Genomic DNA, 19,434 nt, shown 5'->3' on the forward strand with positions numbered 1-19,434 from the left:
ACCTCACGAGCGCTCAGGAGGGCAAGCCCCGCTTGGAGCCCAACCCCCCGGCTCTCGCTGACTCAGGGCCTGCTCGAGCCGCTTCTCCAGCTCCTGGATATCGAAGGGCTTGCGCAGGGAGGCGAAGGCCCCCAGTCGGCGGTGCAGCATCATGTGCTTGTCGAGGTCACGGTGCGCGGAGATGAGGATGACGGGCGTCTGGAGGTCCCCCCGCTGGCGCAGCGTCTGGAGGAACCGGGTGCCATCGAGCACGGGCATCATCAGGTCGAGCACCACGGCGTCGAACCGCTGTTGCTCCACCAGCGCCAGCGCGCTCATCCCGTCCTCGGCGACGGTGATGTCGTACTGCTGCTCGAGCAGCAGAGCGAGCGAGTCGAGGATGTCCGGATCATCGTCGACGAGGAGCAGACGCTTCTTCATGGCCGCACCTCTCGCTGGTGCTCGGGAAGGAGGACGGTGACAGTGGTGCCCTTGCCCTGCTCACTCTGGATGCGCACCTGGCCCCCATGCGCGTCCAGGATGTCCTTGACGAGTGACAACCCGAGCCCGAGTCCGGGGAAGTTCTCCGCGGAGACGTTGCTCGCGCGGAAGTAGCGCCGGGTCAGGGTGGGAAGATCCGCGGCGGGAATGCCAATCCCCGGGTCCGCCACGGACAGCTCGAACTCCTTCGCGCCTCGCGACAGGGAGACGTGAAGGGTGCCCCCCTGTGGCGAGAACTTGAGCGCGTTGGCGAGCAGGTTGTTCAGCACCTGTTCCAGACGCTGGCGATCTCCCAGGACGGGATAGGCACCCGGGGCGATGGCGAGCTCGAAGGAATGCCGCTGCCGCCCCCGGGTGCGGTGCTTGTCCATGTCCCGGTGATTGGCCACGACGGCCTGGACCACCTCCGCCAGCTCCAGCACCTCCTTGCGCATGACGAGCGGCATGTGCGCATCCAACCGGCCGGTGTCCTCCAGCTCCCGCACCAGGGAGGAAACCCGCTCGAGCTGGGCGCCCAGCCGCGTCAGTGCGCCCCCCGCGACGCCCCGCGTCCCGACTTCCCGGCGCACGGCCTCCAGGTACATGCCCATGGAGGTGAGCGGCGTGCGCAGCTCGTGCGCGGCGAGGGCGAGGAACGTCGCCTTGGCCTGGTCCATCTCGCGCCGCTCGTGCACGTCGACACAGCTCCCGATGAAGCCGGCGAACCGGCCCTGGTCATCGGTGAAGGGAACGCCCCAATCGAAGATGTAGCGGTAGACACCATCATGCCGCCGCAGCCGGTACTCCATCTCGAAGGGCTGACGCCGCTCGAAGCTGGAGAGGTACGTGTCCAGGCACCGCCGCACGTCGTCCGGATGGACCCCCGACACCCAGCCAGGCCCCACCTCTTGCTCGAGGGTGCGACCGGTGAAGCGAAGCCACGTCGCGTTGAAGTAATCACATTGGGCGTCCAGGCCCGAGCGCCACACCATCGTCGGCGCATGCTCGACCAGCAGACGGTATTGGTCTGCCGGAAGCGGTGTCTCCATGGAGCGCCCTGTCGTCGACATCATCGGAACCCGAACCCCTCGAGCTGTCGATGATTCAACCTCTGATGAAGAGCCTTTCCTTCGGGCAGGGGAAGCGCCCCGGACATTCGTGCATCCAGGAAGACGGACGCCCTACGGCTTGCCTCCCGCCAGCTCGTGCAGCTTCAACACCGTCTTCCAGTTGCGCGCGGTGACAGGCGAGCCCACGGCCTTGTCGAGCACCGCCGGACCAAGCTTCGTGCCAGCCACACCACTGGAATAGAGCACCCAGAGCGCGTCGCCCGAGACCTCGAGCAGCTCACCGGCACTGGCGCGCTCACGAAGCGCGGCGAGCGCGCCCGGCTTCGGCTTCTGCTTGGACAGCGCCAGATGCAGGAGGTTCGGCTGCTTCTCGGCCGCGTCCGGGAAGGGGCTGCCCGCGGCATAGGCCGCCCACTGCCGGGCGGTCCGGGCGATCACATCCACCGGGAAGCCGAAGCGCTGTTGCAGCGCGGTCTCGAGCATCGCCGCGGCGGCCTCCGCGCCCCCGGGAGCGGTGACGACGAGGTTGCCACTCTGGATGTAGCTCTCGACGTCGTCGAAGCCGATGTCGCGGCACGTCTGGCGGAGCTGCTCCATGGGCACCTTGCGATGCCCGCCCACGTTGACGCCGCGAAGAAGCAGGATGATCCGGGACATGGAGCAAGCGTGCCACGCCCATGCGCGCGAGGGGAGGCCCTCAGTGCGGCGCCACCGCGTCGCTGGAGGGCAGGGAGGTGGGAGTGGGGCGATGGGTCCGGGGGAAGAAGAGCCCGGCGGAGAAGGCACCCAGGGCCGAGGCGCAGATGAGCCAGAAGTTGAGGGACAGGCCGCGGCCGAGCGCATCACCGAGCGTGTGCAGCACCTCGGGCGCGAGGCCCCGGCCATGCTCGGGACTGAGGATCTGATTGGCCGCGGACAGGGGAATGCTGGGATCCTCGAGCAACTTGGACACCATCACCCCGCCCATCACCCCCACGCCCAGCGCCCCGCCGATGGTGCGGAAGAACATGTTGCTCGCGGTGGCCACGCCTCGCAGCTCCCAGCCCACGCTCGTCTGCACCGCGATGAGCAGCGACGTGGAGGCAAAGCCCAGACCGAGGCCGAACACCCCCATGGCCACCTCGGGGACGAGCAGGGGCGCGCCCGGCTTGAGCAGCAGCGCCATCAGCGCCGTGCCCGCTCCCGCCATCCCGAATCCGCCGATGATGAGCGGACGAAAGCCCATCCTGAGGATGAGCCGTCCCGCCAGGAGGCTCGCCAGGGGCCAGCCGACGATCATCGGGGTGATCATCCCGCCGGCCATGGTGGGAGAGCCGCCCAGCACGGCCTGCACGTACAACGGCACGTAGGTGGTGGCACCGAACTGCGCGGAGGAGAAGAGCGCGCCGGCCACCGAGGAGATGGCGATGGCGGGAATCCGGAAGAGGGACATCGGCAGGAGGGGCTCGGCCGCCCGGAGCTCCACGAACACGAAGGCGGCGAGCAACACCCCCGCCCCCACGAGCGCGGGGAGCTGGTGGTCCATGCCCTGCACCCCGATGAGCAGCAGCACCACGCCCGCGGAGAGCAGCACCGCCCCCGCGATGTCCAGCCGCTGGGGTTTGCGCTGGATGCGCTCGTGGAAGAAGACGCCGAGCAGCAGCATCGCGCCCACGCCGATGGGGACGTTGACGAAGAAGATCCAATGCCAGGTGAGGTACTTCACGATGAGCCCGCCGGTGAGGGGACCCACCAGGCCGGCGATGCCCCACACGGCGCTGAAGGCACCCTGGACGCGGGCGCGCTGCTCGAGCGTGTAGAGGTCCCCCACCACGGTGAGCGCCACGGGCTGCATGGCGCCCGCCCCGAGCCCCTGGAGCGTGCGGAAGGCGATGAGCATGCCCATGGACGTGGCCAGGCCACTGGCGATGGAGCCCACGAGGAACAGGCCCACGCCGAAGAGGAGCACGGGCTTGCGACCGTAGAGGTCCGCGAGCTTGCCGTAGATGGGCACGGTGATGGTGGAGGCGAGCATGTACGCGGTGAAGACCCACGCGTAGCTGTGCAGCCCGCCCAGGTCGCTCACCACCGTGGGCATGGCCGTGGAGACGACCGTCATCTCCAGGGCCGCCATGAAGAGACACAGGGCGAGGGCCAGGGTAGTCAGGGGACGTTGCGTGGTACGCATCCGCCCTGCCTAGCGAGTGGGCCGCCAGGGCGCCACCTCAAATGCACCCCCGGCTCCACCCCGCGTCCTGCTCGACTCCACTCCGGTGATGAACGTGCTCTCCGAGAGTCGTTGGACACGCTCCCGGTGAGGGTCCTCCTGGCTTCAGCCGACCTTGGCGATCCGCGAAGCGGCGTTGTCCTGGGGAGCGGCATAGCCCGAGAGGATCAGGGCCTCCGCGATGGCCTCGCTCATGCCACCCGACACCGGGCCGAACGATGCGTTCTGGCACCACGCCTGGACCATCAACACGGGGCCCTTCACGGTGAACTCCGCGAAGCCGATGGAGAGCGCGGGCTGCGCCAGCACCCCCGGCACCGCGGCCACCCGCTCCACCAGGGCCCGCTTGATCGCGGCGACGTCGGCACCGTGCCGCAGCGGCACCTTGATGGAGACCTGCCGGTTGGCGTGGTGGCTGTAGTTGACGATGTTGTCGCTGAGCAACCGGCTGTTGCCCACGATGATGCGCAGGTTGTCCGGTGTCTCGAGGACGGTGACGAACAGACCGACCTCCTGGACCGTGCCCGACACACCCGCCGAGGAGATCGCATCTCCGACGCGGAAGGGCCGCAGCACGAGCAGGAAGACGCCCGCGGCGAAGTTCCCCAACAGGCCCGCCCACGCCGAGCCGATGGCGATGCCCGCCGCGGCCAGCAGCGCGGCGAACGAGGTGGTCTCGATGCCCATCATCCCCAGCAGCGCCAGCAGCAGCAGGATGGTGAAGGCGCCCGAGAAGAGTGACTCGGTGTAGCGGATGAGCGTGGCGTCCAGCTTGCGCTTGTTGAGCGCGAGGTTCAGCACGCGCTGGAAACCGGCGATGAGCGAGCGCCCCACGAACCAGAGGACGATCGCGACGCCCAGCTTCATGAAGAAGGGGAGGGCTTGCGTGAGGGCCAGGGTCTTGAGCTGCTCGATGAGTGATTCCATGGGAACGGGGATGCCTTTGAGGAGAAGGCCGCCGTCCTTGGCCGGCGGCTCCGCGCACACTAGCAAGCCTCATGCCCATGTGTCTGGTCCCCTCCCCGCCCGGGGAGGGCCCCTACCGGGGCCCGTCAGGGCCCATGCCTGGCGTGTCAGCACGGGGTGTTGACACGCCTGGCGCGGCTCAGCCTCCCTTGGGGAAGGAGGCGCAGGCCTCGCCGTACTCGCGCCACCAACCCTCCAGGGCCTTGAGGTCGGTGGGCCGGGGCTCGTCGCCGGCGCCCGCCATGTCCAGGTAGGCGTGCAGCAGCGGGCGGAAGTGCGGGTGCGCGCACTTGTCGATGATGTCCACGGCGCGGCGCTTGGGCGAGCGGATGTCCATGTTGAGCGCGTAGCCGTGCTCGGTGACGACGCACTTGATGTCGTGCTCGGTGTGGTCGATGTGCCGCACGTACGGCATCACGCAGCTCACCGTGCGCCCGTCCTTGAGCGGCCGGGTGGACGGCGTGTGCACGATGCTCAGGTAGGCGTTGCGGAAGAAGTCTCCCGAGCCCCCCAGCCCGTTGACGATGCGCGAGCCGTCGATGTGGGTGGAGTTGACGTGGCCGTAGATGTCCACCTCGATGGGGGTGTTCATCGCGATGACGAACAGGCGGGAGATGATCTCCGGGCTGTTGGACAGCCACATGGGCCGCAGCACCAGCTTGTCCCGGCAGCGCTCGAACAGCTCCATGAAGCGCCGGCGCCCATCCGCCGAGAACGACACCGCGGTGGCCGAGGCGTTCTCGAACTTCGCGTCGTCCTCCAGGTAGCGCAGCATTCCGTCCTGGAAGACCTCGGTCCAGAAGCGGATCTTCTGGAAGGGGGACGTGTACAGCTCACCGATGATGGCGTTGGCCACGTTGCCCACGCCGGACTGGATGGGGGGCAGACGCTCACCCCAGCCGAACTGATCGCGGCACTGGAGCAGGAAGGCGATGACGTTCTGCGCGATGCGGCGGTCCGTCTCACTCGTGCCCTTGAAGGGCACCGGATGGTCGGGCGTGCGCGACTCGACGACGGCCACCACCTTGCGGTGGTCGAACTCGACGTTGGGCGTGCCGATGCGATCCCGCACGTTGAGCAGCGGCAGCGGCCAGCCCACCTTGGGGTGCACCGCGGGCAGGGCGATGTCGTGGAAGCCCGTGTAGTCCGGCACCGCGGTGTTCACCTCGAGGATGACCTTGCGTGCCCGGGAGAGCGCCTCGGCGGAGATGCCCACCGACGAGGAGAGGATGACGCTGCCGTCCGCGAGGATGCGCGACACCTCGACGACGGCGACGTCGATCTCCCCATAGAAGCCGTACATGAGGTTGCGCGCGAAGGCGGACAGGTGCACGTCGGTGAAGTCCATCTCCCCCGAGTGGATGAGCTTGCGCGAGGCGGCCGAGGACATGTACGGCCCGCGCTTGCGGATGAAGGGAGCCATGGGCCCCTCCACGTCGTCGGCGAGCGAGGCGCCGCTGAGCAGCGTGATGCGCGAGGCGGGAGCGGTCTCGGCGAAGTGCCGGGCCAGGGCCGGGAAGAAGGTCTTCGGCTCGCCCGACTTGGTGAAACCACTGATGGCCACGGTGTTGCCGTCGGTGACGTGCTTGACCGCCTCTTCCACCGGGACGACCTTGGCCAACAACTCCGCGTTCTCGATCCGCTTCTGCAGTGAGCTCATGGCGAGCAGCATCCAATGCATCGGAACCACGCCTCACCACAAGCACACCGGCCCAAAGAAAAAGTCGTCGGAGCATTCAGCAGACGATGTGAGGGCCCCCAAAAGGAGATTCGTCGCCTACCGGGCACCCTGTCGGGCACCGACGCCACTACGGACCAGGTCGTCGGGCGTCCCCGGCGCGACGAATTCACGTCCCACCTGCTTGACTACAACCGTAGTCAGGACGTACCTTGCTTCGTGACGACACTTGTAGTCACGCGGGCGGGAACATGAAGAAGCCGGTGGGAGAACAGGAACTGACGCTGCTGCGCTGGGTGGCGGAGCACGGTCCCGTCACCGTGGGGGAGGCGGCGGAGAAGTTCGGCGAGCCGCAGGGGCTGGCGCGCTCCACCATCCTCACGGTGATGGAGCGGCTGCGGAGCAAGGGGCACCTCACCCGGCGCAAGGTGGAGGGCGTCTACCAGTACAGCTCGAGCATGCCGCTGGCGGAGCTCTTGCGCGGCGTGGTGGGGGACTTCGTGAAGAAGTCGCTGGCGGGCTCGCTGTCGCCCTTCGCCACGTGGCTGTCCGAGACCGATGAGGTCAGCGACGAGGAACTGCGCCAGCTCGAGGAAGCCGTCGCCCGGCTCAAGTCGAAGAAGGAGGGGGAGTCATGAGCGCGCTGGACTGGAACGCGGGACGTGAACTGGCGCTCGCCGTGGCGCGGACGCTGTGGCAGGTGTCCTGGCAGGCGGCCTTCTGGGCACTGGGGGTATGGGCCCTCACGCGCGTGTGGCCGAAGCTGCCCGCCTCCGCGCGGACCACGCTGTGGTGGCTCGTGGGGCTCAAGTGCCTGGTGGGCCTGTGCGCGGTGGGAGCGGTGCGCCTGCCGCTGATGCCCGCACCCGAGGCGTCCACGGCCCGCGTGGAGACGGTAGCCCCCGGGCTCGCGCTGACCCACGACGACGCGCGGCCGGTGGATGCTCCGCGCGCGCCCGTGCGCGACGAGAAGCCCACGCGGGGAGCACCCTGGAAGGAAGCGGTGCTGCTGCTGTGGCTCGGGGGGCTCGCATGGCAGGGACGGGAGTTGCTCCAGGGGCTGGTGCGCCTGCGCCACCTCCGGCGCGAGGCCCGGCCGCTCGAGGACGACGCGCTCCACCAGGCCGCGATGACGCTGGGACGGGAGCTGGGTCTCACGCGGATTCCCTCCCTGCTCGTCTCCGAGCAGGCACCCGGCCCTCTCGCGCTCGGCCTGCTCCGACCCGAGATCATCCTGCCGCGCCGCGCGCTGGAGTCGCTGTCTCCCCTGGAGCAGCGCATGGCACTCGCGCACGAGCTCGCCCACGTGCGGCGCCGGGACTTGTGGCTCGGCTGGGTGCCGGCGCTCGCGCGAGCCGTGTTCTTCTTCCACCCGCTCGTGCGGCGGGCCTGCCGGGAGTACGCGCTCGCCCGTGAGGAAGCCTGTGACGCCGCCGCGCTCCAGGCCACCGGCGCCGAGCCCCACGACTATGGACGCCTTCTGCTCCTCTTTGGTGTCGCCCGCGCGCCGGCCGCGGCGGCGGCATCCGGTGCACCGTCACACCTCGCGGCCCTGAAACGGAGAATCGCCATGCTGGAACACGCGGATACCGAGTCGAAGCGTCACCCCCACTGGGCCCGCTGGGTGCTGGGAGGACTCGCCCTGGTGGCGCTCGTCCCCTTCCAGGTGGTCGCCCGCGAGACCCCCGTCACCGCCACGGCTCCCGGTGTCTCGGGCAACCTCGCCGTGCCCCTTCCCGCGCTGAGCGCCCCGCGAGCGGACGACGGCTCCGCACTCTCGTATGTCCTCATCGATCCCCCCCACCACACGACCATGTCCGGCTCGACGGAGGACTTGAGGGTGGCACGCGCGCTGGCGGGAGCGGGAAAGGAGCCTCTCCTCTATGTGCGCCGGGACGGCCAGGAGTACATCATCCGGGACGCGGCGACGTTGAAGGCCACCCTGGAGTCGTTCGACGCGCAGCGGGCGATCGGCGACAAGCAATCCGAGCTGGGCCACAAGCAATCCGAGCTGGGCCACAAGCAATCCGAGCTGGGCCAGAAGCAGGCCGAACTGGGCCACAAGCAGGCAACCATCGGAATGAAGATGGCGGCAGTGGCGCAGAAGCGAGCCGATCTCGCCATGGAGCGGCATCGGCTGGGGAGAACGAACGCGCAGGTGTCCCCGGAGTTCGAGCGCCGGGAGCAGGAGTTGGAGCGCGAGATGGAACCGCTCGAACAGCAGATGGAGGAGCTCGGCCGGCAGATGAAGGTCTTCACCCAGCCGATGGAGGAGCTTGGCCAGCAGATGGAAGAGCTCGCCAAGCCGATGGAAGTGCTCGGCCGGCAGATGGAGTTGGCCAACCAGGAGGCACAGAAGAAGGTGCGGACCCTGTTGGACGACGCGATCCGCAAGGGCCTGGCCGAGCCCGTGAAGCGCTGACGCCTCCGCTCGGAAAGCCGGGCGCCCTCCTGCTCACCCTCCCCATGGCTCAGCCGGTCTGACGGACGACGAGGCCCGTGAGCAGGGCGAGCACGGCCAGCACCGAGATGATGAGGAGCGCCTCGGTACTGCCCCGGAAGGCGGCGCTGAAACCCTCCGTGTCCTCACGTCCAGCGCTCGGCCGCTTCTGGCTGACCGCGTGGTCGATGACGAGCACCGTCAGGCTGATCCCGAGCCAGGCGCCCAGCGCCAGCCACGGCACGGAGTCGGCCAGGAGGCCCACGAAGAGCGCCACCACGGAGAGGACGTACCCAATGGCAAACGCCATATGGGATGGAGGGTAGAAAGCACGTCCAGGGGTTCCGGCGACCATGACACACGCTCCCTCCCTCCCCTTTTAAAGTGAGACGCCCTCCACTCCCGTCAACCGGGTCGAAGCGTCCACTCCGGCAATCGCTCGCATCGGCCCCTCGTGGGCCTCAGGCCCGCTTGCGCGTCAACGTCTTCGGCTCGAACTCCGAGAACGACGGGAAGCGCAGCAGCTCCGTCGTCTCCAGCGAGACGAGCCGCTGGCCATAGGCCTCGAGGTAGCGGGCCCTTGCCTCCTCGCCGACATGCGCGACGCTCCAGGCGACGAACGGCGGCAGGACATCCAGCCCCGTGAAACGGAAGATGCCGTGGTGGATGGGAAGGAGCAGTTGCTCCAGCGAGCCGAACAACCCGTCCTCGGAGAACTGGGGCTCCCCGCCCCCCGTCGTCAACGACAGCATGGCCCGCTTGCCCCGCAGCACCCCGGTGTCGAACCACCGGCCCCCACCGTAGATGGTTCCCATGGCGAACACCCGGTCCACCCACCCCTTGAGGATGGCCGGGAGGGAGAACCACCAGATCGGGAATTGAAAGATGAGCACATCGCACCGCAGGAGCTTGTCGAGCTCGGCCTTGATCTCCGGAGCGAAGCCGTCGTGCGCCCCGGCGTGCAGCTCCTCCTGCTGCTGCTTGAAGAAGGTGGGATCCTTGCGTGTCACGAAGTTGCGGCGATCCGACACGGGATCCCACCCCATGGCGTGGAGATCGGACACCACGACCTGATGCCCCTGAGCGGTCAGCACCTTCTGGGCATGACGGGTGAGCGCCCCGTTGAAGCTCTGGGGCTCGGGGTGCGCGTGCACGATGAAGACATTCATGGAGACCTCTGGGTTGGAGGCTCCTCTTATTCGCTTCCTCTTCCCCGGATTCAAGTACTCATGATTTTCGCATATAGTCAGTAAAAGTAGAGTGTGGAGGCCGGATGAAGAAACAACGCAAACCCTCGGACTTCTGCTGCCCGGTGGAATTGACCCTCAACGTCATTGGCGGGAAGTGGAAGAGCGTCATCCTCTTCTATCTGATCAACAAGGGAACGCTGCGCTTCAACGAGTTCCGGCGGCTCATGCCGCGCATCACGCTGCAGATGCTCACCAACCAGCTGCGCGAACTCGAGGTGGACGGGGTGGTGCACCGCGAGGTCTACCCACAGGTGCCCCCCAAGGTGGAGTACTCGCTCACCCCGTTCGGCAAGAGTCTCGAGCCCATCATCCTCCTCATGCTCGAGTGGGGACGGCGCCACGAGAAACGCCTGCTCGCGGGCACGGGCGAGGGGGCGGAGGCCCCGCTGGAGGAGATGGGCGCCCCTGTCGAGGTGCCCGTGCGCCCACCCCGTCGGGCCTACCCGGGACGCGCGTAGACGCCCACGGTCTCGCCGAACGCGAGCACATGACCTTGCACGGCCCGGTAGAGCTGCTGGCGTCCAAAGCCCGGCTCGAGCTCGAGGCGCTGGTCGAGCGCCAGCACCTGGAGGTGGTAGCGGTGCGGGACGTCCCCCCAGGGCGGAGCACAGCCGGTGTAGCCCACGCGCAGGAAGCTGTTGCGACCTTGCACCGCCACGTCCGCGCCCTGCGCCGGGATGCCCTCGGGCAGGGAGTCGCGCCCGGCGTCCAGGTCCGCGACGAGCCAGTGGACGAACGGCTCGGGGGTGGGCGCGTCCGGATCCTCCATCCAGACCACGAAGGATTGAGTGCCCGTGGGGCCCGCGCCCCAGCGCAACGGCGGACTGAGCCCCGCACCATCGGCGGTGTAGTGCACGGGAATGTCGCGCCCCTTCACGAAGGCGGGACTCATCACCACCAGGGGAGCCACCTGGCTCAAGTCCAGCCGGTATTGGGCGAGTCGCTCTTCTCCCGCTCGCTCGCCGGGACGTCCGCGCAACATCCGGGGCATGCCCAGGACGAGGCTTCGCAACGTGTGGTTCAGGTTCATCCGACGAAGCTAGGAACGAGTTCCCCTCGAGGCTCGAGCACGTACTCGCCCGGCTGCTTCAACTCGACGGGAAAAAGGCATGGGCGCGCACGGAGCACCCGGGCCACGTCGTGGGGCGTGCCTCCGGCGGTTGTCCGCCTCCGGGGTTCACGTTAAGGTCGGGCCTCTTGTGGCCACCTGGCGTTCCGATGGCGGCTCGGGCACCCGCTGCCCGGCCGTAGGACGCCCGGGTGGCGCCTGTCCGCGGCCCAGGTCCCCCGGCTCTCCACTGGTCGCGCGGACGGCGGACCCCATGGCTTTCCTCGGAATCGAGCTGCTCCGGGCCACCGCCGGGCACATCGATATGTGGGGCCCCGGGCCCGGGAGGAATGTATGGAAGTGATCATCGTGTCGCTGTTGGGGGTGCTGGCGTTTGGCGGCGTCTTCCTGCTGCTGGGCCCGGAGTGGTGGAGTTCGAGCCTGGGGACGCTCAAGAAGAAGCCCGGCGAGGACGACCCCACGAAGGGCAAGCCCCAGAAGGACACGTCCCAGAAGGGCGGGTAGCCCTCACGATAGGAGGGCAGCGCGCACATCGAGCGCTACCGCCGCCAGGAGATTTCCATGCTGGGAAGCGAGCGCCCAGCGTACGCTCCGCGCCCCCTAGCTTAGGAGAACGGCACATGAGCGACGAGATCGTCTTCTACCACAACCCCAGGTCGCGAGCGCAGATGGTGCATTGGATGCTCGAGGAACTCGGTGGCGTGCCCTATCGGACCGTGATCATCGACATGGAGAAGCAGGAGCACAAGACGCCGGAGTTCCTCGCCATCAATCCGATGGGCAAGCTGCCGACGCTCGTGCACGACGGCACCGTCATCACCGAGACGGCCGCGATCATCACCTACCTCGCCGACACGTTCCCCCAGGCCGGGCTCGCCCCGCTGCCCGGAGACCCGCGCCGCGGCACATATCTGCGCTGGCTCTTCTTCGGCGCGGGCTGTTTCGAGCCGGCGCTGATCGACACCATGTTCAAGCGTCCGCCGGTCGAGCGCAAAGGCGCCCTGGGCTACGGCAGCTACGAGGAAACGATCAACGCGCTCAAGAAGATGCTCGTCCCCGGCCCCTACATCCTCGGGGAGCAGTTCAGCGCGGCCGACGTCTACGTCGGTGCCCAGCTGAGCTGGGGCGCGAAGTTCGGCGCACCCGGCCTGGACGAGCCCATCTTCAAGAACTACCTCGAACGCATCACCTCGCGCCTGGCCTACAAGATCACGTCGGGCGGCTAGGAACACCCGCACGAAGCGTGCGAGCAAGCGGCCCTGGCGCATCGCGTCATGATGCTTACCCATTGCGCCATGGACGCCATCTCTCTACTCAAACAAGACCACGCCACCCTCCGGAAGCTGTTCAAGCGTTACGAAGCGCTCAAGCACGGAGGGGAGGTCAGGAAGAAGCAGGAGATCTCCCGGCGCATCATCCTGGAGCTTTCCATCCACGCCGCCATCGAGGAGCAGGTCTTCTACCCCTCGGTGAAGGCGCACGATCCGAGGTGGATCGAGCGGATCGACGAGTCCCTCGAGGAGCACCGGGTCGCGAAGTGGGAACTCGCCGCGATCCAGCGGATGAGTCCGGAGGAGCCGCGGTTCGACGCGCGGTTCACCGTGCTGGTGCAGAACGTGCTGCACCACATCGAGGAGGAGGAGAACGGGCTGTTCGCCCGTATCCACCAGACGTTCACCCAGGAGGAGCTCGAGGCCATGGCGGACGCGCTCGCCCTCGCGAAGCGAGCGGTGCCGACGCACCCGCACCCGATGCTCCCGGATGAGCCTCCTGGCAACCTGGTGATGCCGCTGGTGGCGGTGTTCGACCGGGGCCGGGATCTGGTCACCGAGCTGGTGGAACGCGGCCTGGAGTGGACACGGCAACTCGCGAAGGTGGGACGCGAGCGCGCGGAGGAGGTGAGCGAGGAGGCACGCAAGTGGACGCTCGAGGCCCCGGGCCGGGGACTGAAGGTGACGAGCGATGTGCTCGAGGAGACCCGGAGCATGGCGCGCGACGCGACCCGGAGTGCCCGGCGCATGGCGGAACAGGCGGCGAGTGATGTCACCCCCAGAATGGGAAACGGGGAGCCACGCCGCGATGGTGCGAGCGTCCACCGCGTGAAGGCGTCCCATCCGCCAAGACAGCGGGGAAGCATGAGCCGCCAGGCGAGCGCCCCCGCCGGGAAGACCGCGCACAAGCGCACCACCAGCGAGAAAGGCAATTCCGCCGGGAAGTCCTCCCCGAGAGCATGAAGGGGGACCTCTCGCAAGCGCGATGAGTAGCTCTTGGGAGGGGGGCCACCACGCGGAACGCGACGACCCGGAGCACTTCGAACGAACCTCCGAGGGCAAATCACCCGGAGACTCCGACGGAGTTCAGCGAAAAATTCGGTTCCCAGGCCAGCACGCTGGCCCTCGTACCAATCCATGGCCGCATCCACCGCACGAACGGCCTCGGGGTGAAGTTCGAGACGGACCTTCACCGCCGCTGGCCGAGCCGGGTACTGATGCGCTCCTCGACCTGCTCCCAGGGAACCGTCTTCACGCGACCGTCGAGCACTTCACGGGCCCGGCGCTCCAATTCCACGGACCACTCGGCTTGGGCTTCCGGATCCTCGGCCTCTGCCTCCAAGCTGAGCAGGAGCTTGTGGGCAACCTCGGCACGCTCCTCGGGAGGGAGTCGCAGCACATCCGAGAGGAGGTCTTCCTTGGTCGCCATCGGGCAGAGTTTAAGCCCCGCGCCCGGGCAACGAACGCCCGGTTCCAATGGCCGCCAGATGAGAGCCCCCTCCGCTTGCCGATGGAGGGCTCCGAAGGAAAAACAAAAGCCCTGGAGGTTCGCTTGAAGTCCGCGAAACTCCAGGGCTTTGAATGGTCGGGGAGACAGGATTCGAACCTGCGACCCCTTGGTCCCGAACCAAGGCCGGGGAGCGTCCAGGCGTTACCAGTGGTTCACAACCCATGGTAACTACTCGGGTTTCTTCACCCCAGGCTATCCAGCCAGTCCATCCAGCACGCGCGGGCACCAAGGATTTTGCTGCTAGTTTGCTGCTGGCTCCAGGTCCTGTTCTGGCTGTGTCCGGAGCGCCTGGGTGGGCCGCCTGGGCCGGCGTGTGCCCCAAGAGAGGAGGAACGGCCTCTCCTCCGGCCCGGCTCACAGCCCGGGTGGTGCCCATTAGCGGCCCTTTTCAACCCCTTTGCACCAGCCCGCCCCCTCAAACAGGGCCCTCATTCCGCCCATACTCTGAGGAGACCTCCCTCCACCAGGGCAACGTTGTAGGGCAGGCGCGCGCTTGGCGGCGATGGCCAGTATGATGGCGGCCACCACCATCAACCCGATGATGAGGGGCATCTCCAAGTGCACGGCCAGGAGTCTTCCAGAACTGCGCGTCCGGTGCACCCCCGGCTTTGGCCTGTACTCGAAGTGGTGAGCGGGCCTCAGTCCCCGCGCCAGGCGTTCTTGGAGAGCGGGCGGTTGCTAGGCGGGAACCTCGCCAGGGCCGGGATGAAGTCGTAGCTGGGGTGGGTCGGCAGGCCCTGGAACTCCGCCAGCCGGAGGACGGCGAGCCCCTCGATGAAGACCTTGCCCTCGGTGGCGTTCAGCTCCGGGTTGAAGCCCATGCGCTGAGCGTAGCCCTGGAGCTGCTCCCTGCGGGTGTCGATGAAGAGTTCGAACGCGGCCGTGAAGGCCCTGGGGGCCTTTTCATTCAGCGCGACGCAGACCTCGAAGTTCGCACTGGGGCGGCCCTGCTCCACCTGCTTCCAGCGCTCCAGCAGCCTCGTCCGTTCGTCCATGCCTTCGGGCTTGAGGACCAGCCGGTGCATGAAGTGGAAGAAGAGAAAGTCGTCCTCGTACTCCACGCCCTGGAAGTGGCGGGTGGGGGAGCGGGCCGCAATGTCGGCCGCCAGCCCCAGGTGCCCGGCGGCGAGGGCCGCGCAGAAGCCCGGGTCCCGTGTGCAGCACAGCAGTTGCGGCTTCACGGAGGAGCGGCTTCCCAGCTCCAGGAGGACGCGCCGCGCCTGGGCCGACCTGCACAGGTGCTCGGCGAAGGTGTCCGCGTCGGCATCCTGGAGGAGCGCGCAAAGCGCGAGGCTGCGCCAGCAGGAGCTGAGGGTGAACAGCTCCTCCGCCGTCGCCCCTTCCGCGCGCCGTGCCGCCGCCTGGGCCTTGCGCAGGTAGTACGCGGAGTTGTGGCGGGCCTGGGCGAGGGGGTCCATGCTCACGTCATGAGGTTGACGGGGGTGCCGACCTCGAAGAATTCGGCCCCGGTGATCTGCTCGGACTCCAGCAAGGCCTTGAAGTCCTCGCGCACGATGGGCAACCGCGGCGCCGCAGCCACCCGGAACAGATTGGCCTCGGGGTCGACCGCGTCCTCCTTCAGGACGAGCCGCCTGACGCGCATGTACCGGTTCTTGTGCGCGGGATTGAACTGCCCCTCGCTCCTGTCCAGGTCGACCCAGTCCTTCCCTCCGATAACATTGACGATGTAGCAGCTGTCGCTCTCCACCCGCTTCTTGTGGTTGATGAGGGTGAAGCGCAGGAACTCGATCTCGGCCTTCGCATGCTGCTCGATGAGCGCCTTCAGCCGGGAGGACACCATCAGGTAGCCGAAGGTGTTGTGGAGGACGTCGGAGAGCTGGATGCCCGTCGAGTCCTCATCCATGTTGAACTCCTGGCCGTCCTTGTAGATCTCTCCCATGCGCATACCGGTCGCCGGCATGTGGATGTGCGTCATGCTCCGCGGAAAGTTCCCGATGGCGGCGTAGTCCTCGAGAAGCTGGGCCTGCAGGATGTAGTATCTGGGCATGGTGCGGTGGGTTCAGCGGGCCATGGTGACCCGTCCGCTGTTGATGTGGGGCGTCACGCCCCGGGCGGCGTCCTGCTTACCGTAATCCACAATGAGCCAGAACTCCTCCTGCTCCCAGCGACGCAGGAAGGCGCGGAAGGCATCCACGTTGGCGTCCGTGATGTCGTGCTTTCCATCCGCCGTCAGCTCGCTCATGTCGGACTTCATCGTGTCGATGACCGTCTTGCACTCCTTGCTGTACTTCTCATGGGCGTACAGGTGGATGGGGAGCTGGAGCTCATCGGCCTCGTCCGCCTGCTGGGGCAGGATGATGAGGTTGATGCCCTCGTTGATGTTGTAGCGCGAGGCCTGGAGGATGGAGAGCTCGTCGTTCTCCAGCTTCGAGCGCAGGACCCCGCTGGGCATGATGTGATGGTACTGGTGCGGGAAGGGCGTCGAGGCCACGGTGTAGTTCTTGCCGATGAAGGCCCATTCCGGCTTCTTGAAGTACAGCCGCATCTTGCCGGGGTTGACCATGATCTCCGCCCGGCCCTTCACCCGGTAGGCGCAGTTGGGATAGTCGGGCTTCCAGTAATCGAACTCGTGGCTGCTGATGCAGCCCTCTTCCTGCTCGTGGTTCGGCTTCTTCCACAGTACTCGGACGTGTTGCTTGTCGGCCATGACCGTACCTCGCTTCAGTACTGGAGCGCTCCGGGTGCGTGGATGCGCAGGGCACAGCGCTCCCCCATGTCGCTCCCCACCCACAGCAGGGTGACTCCTGGCGGAGCATACCCGCGTGCGAAGCCATGGGCCGCCATGGCCACCCCCAGGGGGCCGGTGGCGGCGCCAGTCTCCCCAAAAGGGAACGCCGGGGTAAGCCTCCGATCCAGCCCAGGTAGTGGAAGTGCTCGAGGGGCCGCAGAGTGCGCGGCGCGATGACGACGAACACAGCGACGACGAAGACGGAGCCGGCGTGGTTGGAGGCAGCGCGGCGGCCGAGGTGGACACCGGAGGTAGCAGCGCAGGTGGTGCGAGCGTGGGAGGAGGAAGGAGGCACGCAGTCGGCCTTCATGCGCAAGCACGGTTTGCCGCGCGAGAGGCTGCGCTTCTGGACGAGGAGGCGAGAAGGGAAGGAGGGGGCGCGCACGGCCATGTCCTTCGTGCCCGTGGAGGCGGCGCCCGCTGAGCGGAGCGAGGCGGGGCGGGAGCAAGGGGAGGCGGTGCAAGTGGAGGTGGGCGGAGTGCGGGTGCGAGTGGAGGCGGGAGCAAGCCAGGCACTGGTGGAGCGGGTGCTGCGGGCGGTGAAGGAGGTGCAGGGGTGCTGAAGCTACCGGAGGGAGTGAGAATCTGGGTGGCGACACAGCCGTGCGACATGCGCAAGCAGGCCGACGGGCTGAGTGCGCTGGTGCAGGGCGGCCTTGGGCAGCAGCCGAAGTCGGGCCACCTGTTCGTCTTCTTCTCCAGGAGAAGGGACTTCGTCCGCATTCTCTTCTGGGACGCCAACGGGTACTGCACCGTGAGCAAGAGACTGGAGGCGGGACGCTTCCGGGTACCGGCGCCCGTGGAGGGCCAGGCCGCGGTGCACCTGGACGTCCGGCAGCTCGCGGAGTTGCTGTCGCTGGTGGAAGCAAGCCACGCGGTACGGCGGCGCGAGGTGCACTGAGTCCGCGCTTGCGCGCCCGGCATGACTTCGGGCATAGGCAAGGCGCGCATGACTTCTCCCGTCACCATCGAAGAAGAGAGGGGCCAGGAGGAAGAGGCCCAGCTGCCCGCCATCGAGGGGAAAGACTTGGAGGCGGTGCGCGCCTACGTGCTGCAGCTGCTGACGGAGGGCCGCGGCGAGCAGGCCATTGAGATGTTGTTGGACCTGTTGGGTCGGCTGCGCGAGGAGCACAGCTCCACGCTGGTGCGACTCAAGCAGGCGCTGCGGCAGCTGTACGGACGGCGCAGCGAGAAGACTCCCGCCAGTCAGCTTCAACTCCTGCTGTCATTGCTCACCCAGCAGCAGTCCGTCGAGCCAGCGGCCGAGCCCACCACCGCCGACGGCGCACAGGCAGCCGCCCCAGCGGCCCCGCCGGCCGACGCGCCGAAGAAGGCGCCCAAGCGCCCGCCCGTGCGCGGCGCCCAGGCCCTGCCCGCGCACCTGGAGAGGCGCGAGGTGCTGGTGCAACCCGCGGCCGAGGAGTGCGTCTGCCCGGGTTGCGGTGAGCAGAGGCAGCCCATGGGCGAGGAGGTCAGCCAGCGACTGGAATTGGAGCCGGCGCGCTTCTACGTGCGGGTGGAGAAGCGCCCGAAGCTGGCATGCCAGCGCTGCAAGGAGGGGGTGGCCGCCGCGCCCGCCGGTGAGACGCCACTACCCGGGGCACTGCCCGGCCCGGGGCTGCTGGCGCAGCTGCTGGTGGGCAAGTACCGCGATGGGCTACCCCTGCACCGCCAACAGGCCATTTTCGACAAGCGCCACGGGGTGAGGCTGCCCGCCTCCACCCTGGGCGACTGGGTGGCGAGCGCCAGTGACTTGCTGCCGCCCGTGGTGCAGCTGCTCAAGCAGCGCACGCTGGCGGACGCCCTGCTGCACACCGACGACACCGGGGTGCGCGTGCTGGACAGGGACGACGCCCGTGGCATCAAGCGCGGCCACCTCTGGCCGTACGTGGGCGTGGGTGGCAACGTCTTCGTGGAGTACACCCCCGACTGGAGTGGCACGGGCCCCCAAGCGGTGCTGGCCGACTTCCGAGGCTATCTGGTGGTGGACGGCTACAAGGGCTACGAGGCCCTCTTCGGCCCCACCTCTCCACGCATTGAGGTGGGCTGTTGGATGCACGCCCGGCGTGGCTTCGAGCGCGCATACGTGGCCGGAGACGCTCGCGGCGGCACGGTGCTCATGCTCGTGCAGAAGCTGTACGCCGTGGAGCGGCAGGCTCAGGACGCGGGGCTCTCCCCCGAGGCGCGCCTGACCCTGCGACTTGCACACAGTCTGCCTGTCGTAAGCCCCCGAGCCAGCCCAGGGTGTCGACCAGCGAGGAGCGTGGCATGGTGGCCGCGTGATGGACGGCACGTCGACGAGCCTATCGCTGCTGAGCCTGCTGCTGGGCCCACGACTCGGGGAGGAGCTCCGCGAGGCGGGAGGCGGGGAAGCGGGTGTCGCCGAGCTTGGGCAGCACGTCGCGGAACCAGGCCCACGGGTCCATGCCCAGCCGGTAGCAGCTGAGCACGAGGGAGTAGACGTTGGCGGCCCGGTGGCCAGCGGCATCGCTGCCCAGGAAGAGCCAGTTCTTGCGTCCGAGGACAATGAGCTTGATGAGGCGCTCCACCTCCCCGTTGTCCAGCGGAATGCGTCCGTCCGTCAGGAAGCGGCCCAGGGGGACGTAGCGGTTGCGCGCGTAGGCAATGGCCTTGCCCAGCGGCGTCTTGGCGGGCACGTGCGGGGCCCACTGCTCCAGCAAGCCGAAGAGTTCCTCGTAGACAGGCAGTAAGCCTCCGATCCAGCCCAGGTAGTGGAAGTGCTCGAGGGGCCGCAGAGTGCGCGGC

General features: G+C 67.8%; 22 protein-coding genes and 2 pseudogenes. 9 read left to right on the forward strand and 15 right to left on the reverse strand.

Annotated elements, in window-relative coordinates; translation table 11 throughout:
* Positions 1–3 precede the first annotated feature (3 nt).
* From CYFUS_RS43365 to CYFUS_RS43390, 6 genes are all read right to left on the reverse strand, one after another.
* Positions 4–420, reverse strand: a complete 417-nt coding sequence (locus tag CYFUS_RS43365; protein WP_095990558.1) for a response regulator — start codon at positions 418–420, stop codon at positions 4–6.
* On the reverse strand, positions 417–1,508 hold the full coding sequence (locus tag CYFUS_RS43370; protein WP_198316339.1) for a PAS domain-containing sensor histidine kinase: 1,092 nt from the start codon (positions 1,506–1,508) through the stop codon (positions 417–419). The genes CYFUS_RS43365 and CYFUS_RS43370 overlap by 4 nt, the downstream gene beginning before the upstream one ends.
* A gap of 132 nt (positions 1,509–1,640) precedes the next feature.
* Positions 1,641–2,186 (reverse strand): DUF1697 domain-containing protein, encoded by a 546-nt coding sequence (locus tag CYFUS_RS43375; protein ID WP_095990560.1) that lies wholly within the window; start codon positions 2,184–2,186, stop codon positions 1,641–1,643.
* A gap of 40 nt (positions 2,187–2,226) precedes the next feature.
* Positions 2,227–3,696: an MDR family MFS transporter gene (locus tag CYFUS_RS43380; protein ID WP_095990561.1), complete on the reverse strand. Its 1,470-nt coding sequence runs from the start codon at positions 3,694–3,696 to the stop codon at positions 2,227–2,229.
* Between the two features lie 144 nt (positions 3,697–3,840).
* A complete protein-coding gene (locus CYFUS_RS43385; protein WP_095992574.1) occupies positions 3,841–4,662 on the reverse strand; it encodes a mechanosensitive ion channel family protein in 822 nt (273 codons plus the stop codon).
* 178 nt (positions 4,663–4,840) lie between these two features.
* A complete protein-coding gene (locus CYFUS_RS43390) occupies positions 4,841–6,361 on the reverse strand; it encodes an acetyl-CoA hydrolase/transferase C-terminal domain-containing protein (RefSeq protein ID WP_232537139.1) in 1,521 nt (506 codons plus the stop codon).
* 269 nt (positions 6,362–6,630) lie between these two features.
* Here CYFUS_RS43390 and CYFUS_RS43395 point away from each other — a divergent pair, with 269 nt between their 5' ends.
* On the forward strand, positions 6,631–7,017 hold the full coding sequence (locus CYFUS_RS43395; RefSeq protein WP_095990563.1) for a BlaI/MecI/CopY family transcriptional regulator: 387 nt from the start codon (positions 6,631–6,633) through the stop codon (positions 7,015–7,017).
* Positions 7,014–8,801: a M56 family metallopeptidase gene (locus CYFUS_RS43400; protein ID WP_095990564.1), complete on the forward strand. Its 1,788-nt coding sequence runs from the start codon at positions 7,014–7,016 to the stop codon at positions 8,799–8,801. Before CYFUS_RS43395 ends, CYFUS_RS43400 begins: the two co-directional genes overlap by 4 nt.
* 49 nt (positions 8,802–8,850) lie before the next feature.
* On the opposite strand, the gene CYFUS_RS43405 is transcribed toward CYFUS_RS43400, so the two are convergent.
* Both CYFUS_RS43405 and CYFUS_RS43410 read right to left on the reverse strand, forming a co-directional pair.
* Positions 8,851–9,129 (reverse strand): hypothetical protein, encoded by a 279-nt coding sequence (locus CYFUS_RS43405; protein ID WP_095990565.1) that lies wholly within the window; start codon positions 9,127–9,129, stop codon positions 8,851–8,853.
* A 151-nt stretch (positions 9,130–9,280) separates the two neighbouring features.
* Positions 9,281–9,988, reverse strand: coding sequence for an NAD(P)H-dependent oxidoreductase (locus tag CYFUS_RS43410; protein ID WP_095990566.1), 708 nt, complete (start codon positions 9,986–9,988; stop codon positions 9,281–9,283).
* A gap of 104 nt (positions 9,989–10,092) precedes the next feature.
* Between CYFUS_RS43410 and CYFUS_RS43415 the strand changes: the two genes are divergently transcribed.
* The gene (locus CYFUS_RS43415) at positions 10,093–10,527 is read left to right on the forward strand and encodes a winged helix-turn-helix transcriptional regulator (protein ID WP_095990567.1); all 435 of its coding nucleotides are present in this window, start codon (positions 10,093–10,095) and stop codon (positions 10,525–10,527) included.
* Here CYFUS_RS43415 and CYFUS_RS43420 read toward each other — a convergent pair.
* A complete protein-coding gene (locus CYFUS_RS43420; protein WP_095990568.1) occupies positions 10,509–11,099 on the reverse strand; it encodes a YbhB/YbcL family Raf kinase inhibitor-like protein in 591 nt (196 codons plus the stop codon). The genes CYFUS_RS43415 and CYFUS_RS43420 overlap by 19 nt on opposite strands.
* Positions 11,100–11,471: 372 nt before the next feature.
* Between CYFUS_RS43420 and CYFUS_RS51375 the strand changes: the two genes are divergently transcribed.
* The 3 genes from CYFUS_RS51375 (at position 11,472) to CYFUS_RS43430 (ending at position 13,372) form a co-directional block, all read left to right on the forward strand.
* Positions 11,472–11,642: a hypothetical protein gene (locus CYFUS_RS51375; RefSeq protein ID WP_157758986.1), complete on the forward strand. Its 171-nt coding sequence runs from the start codon at positions 11,472–11,474 to the stop codon at positions 11,640–11,642.
* Positions 11,643–11,758: 116 nt separating this feature from the next.
* On the forward strand, positions 11,759–12,364 hold the full coding sequence (locus tag CYFUS_RS43425) for a glutathione S-transferase family protein (protein ID WP_095990569.1): 606 nt from the start codon (positions 11,759–11,761) through the stop codon (positions 12,362–12,364).
* Between the two features lie 48 nt (positions 12,365–12,412).
* Positions 12,413–13,372 carry a hemerythrin domain-containing protein gene (locus tag CYFUS_RS43430; RefSeq protein WP_095990570.1) on the forward strand — a complete coding sequence of 320 codons (960 nt, stop codon included), beginning with the start codon at positions 12,413–12,415 and terminating at the stop codon, positions 13,370–13,372.
* Between the two features lie 226 nt (positions 13,373–13,598).
* Here the strand turns inward: CYFUS_RS43430 and CYFUS_RS43435 are convergent, their stop codons facing one another.
* From CYFUS_RS43435 to CYFUS_RS54190, 5 genes are all read right to left on the reverse strand, one after another.
* The gene (locus tag CYFUS_RS43435) at positions 13,599–13,838 is read right to left on the reverse strand and encodes an addiction module protein (protein WP_095990571.1); all 240 of its coding nucleotides are present in this window, start codon (positions 13,836–13,838) and stop codon (positions 13,599–13,601) included.
* A 719-nt stretch (positions 13,839–14,557) separates the two neighbouring features.
* Positions 14,558–15,337, reverse strand: coding sequence for a hypothetical protein (locus CYFUS_RS43450; protein ID WP_095990573.1), 780 nt, complete (start codon positions 15,335–15,337; stop codon positions 14,558–14,560).
* A 2-nt stretch (positions 15,338–15,339) separates the two neighbouring features.
* A complete protein-coding gene (locus CYFUS_RS43455) occupies positions 15,340–15,927 on the reverse strand; it encodes an imm11 family protein (protein ID WP_095990574.1) in 588 nt (195 codons plus the stop codon).
* A 12-nt stretch (positions 15,928–15,939) separates the two neighbouring features.
* A complete protein-coding gene (locus tag CYFUS_RS43460; protein WP_095990575.1) occupies positions 15,940–16,587 on the reverse strand; it encodes an AHH domain-containing protein in 648 nt (215 codons plus the stop codon).
* Positions 16,588–16,601: 14 nt separating this feature from the next.
* Complete coding sequence (locus CYFUS_RS54190; protein WP_269770181.1) at positions 16,602–16,724, reverse strand: hypothetical protein; 123 nt, start codon at positions 16,722–16,724, stop codon at positions 16,602–16,604.
* A gap of 117 nt (positions 16,725–16,841) precedes the next feature.
* Between CYFUS_RS54190 and tnpA the strand changes: the two genes are divergently transcribed.
* The 3 genes and pseudogenes from tnpA to tnpC form a co-directional block, all read left to right on the forward strand.
* The gene (gene tnpA / locus CYFUS_RS43465) at positions 16,842–17,231 is read left to right on the forward strand and encodes an IS66 family insertion sequence element accessory protein TnpA (RefSeq protein WP_095984753.1); all 390 of its coding nucleotides are present in this window, start codon (positions 16,842–16,844) and stop codon (positions 17,229–17,231) included.
* A 26-nt stretch (positions 17,232–17,257) separates the two neighbouring features.
* A complete protein-coding gene (gene tnpB, locus CYFUS_RS43470) occupies positions 17,258–17,569 on the forward strand; it encodes an IS66 family insertion sequence element accessory protein TnpB (RefSeq protein ID WP_198316251.1) in 312 nt (103 codons plus the stop codon).
* A 48-nt stretch (positions 17,570–17,617) separates the two neighbouring features.
* Positions 17,618–18,889: pseudogene (gene tnpC, locus CYFUS_RS43475) on the forward strand (IS66 family transposase); the annotation flags it as partial.
* Between the two features lie 82 nt (positions 18,890–18,971).
* Here the strand turns inward: tnpC and CYFUS_RS43480 are convergent.
* A pseudogene (locus tag CYFUS_RS43480) lies at positions 18,972–19,373 on the reverse strand (IS66 family transposase); the annotation flags it as partial.
* Between the last annotated feature and the right edge of the window lie 61 nt (positions 19,374–19,434).

It is taken from the genome of Cystobacter fuscus (assembly GCF_002305875.1).
GTDB classification, from domain to species: Bacteria; Myxococcota; Myxococcia; order Myxococcales; family Myxococcaceae; genus Cystobacter; species Cystobacter fuscus_A.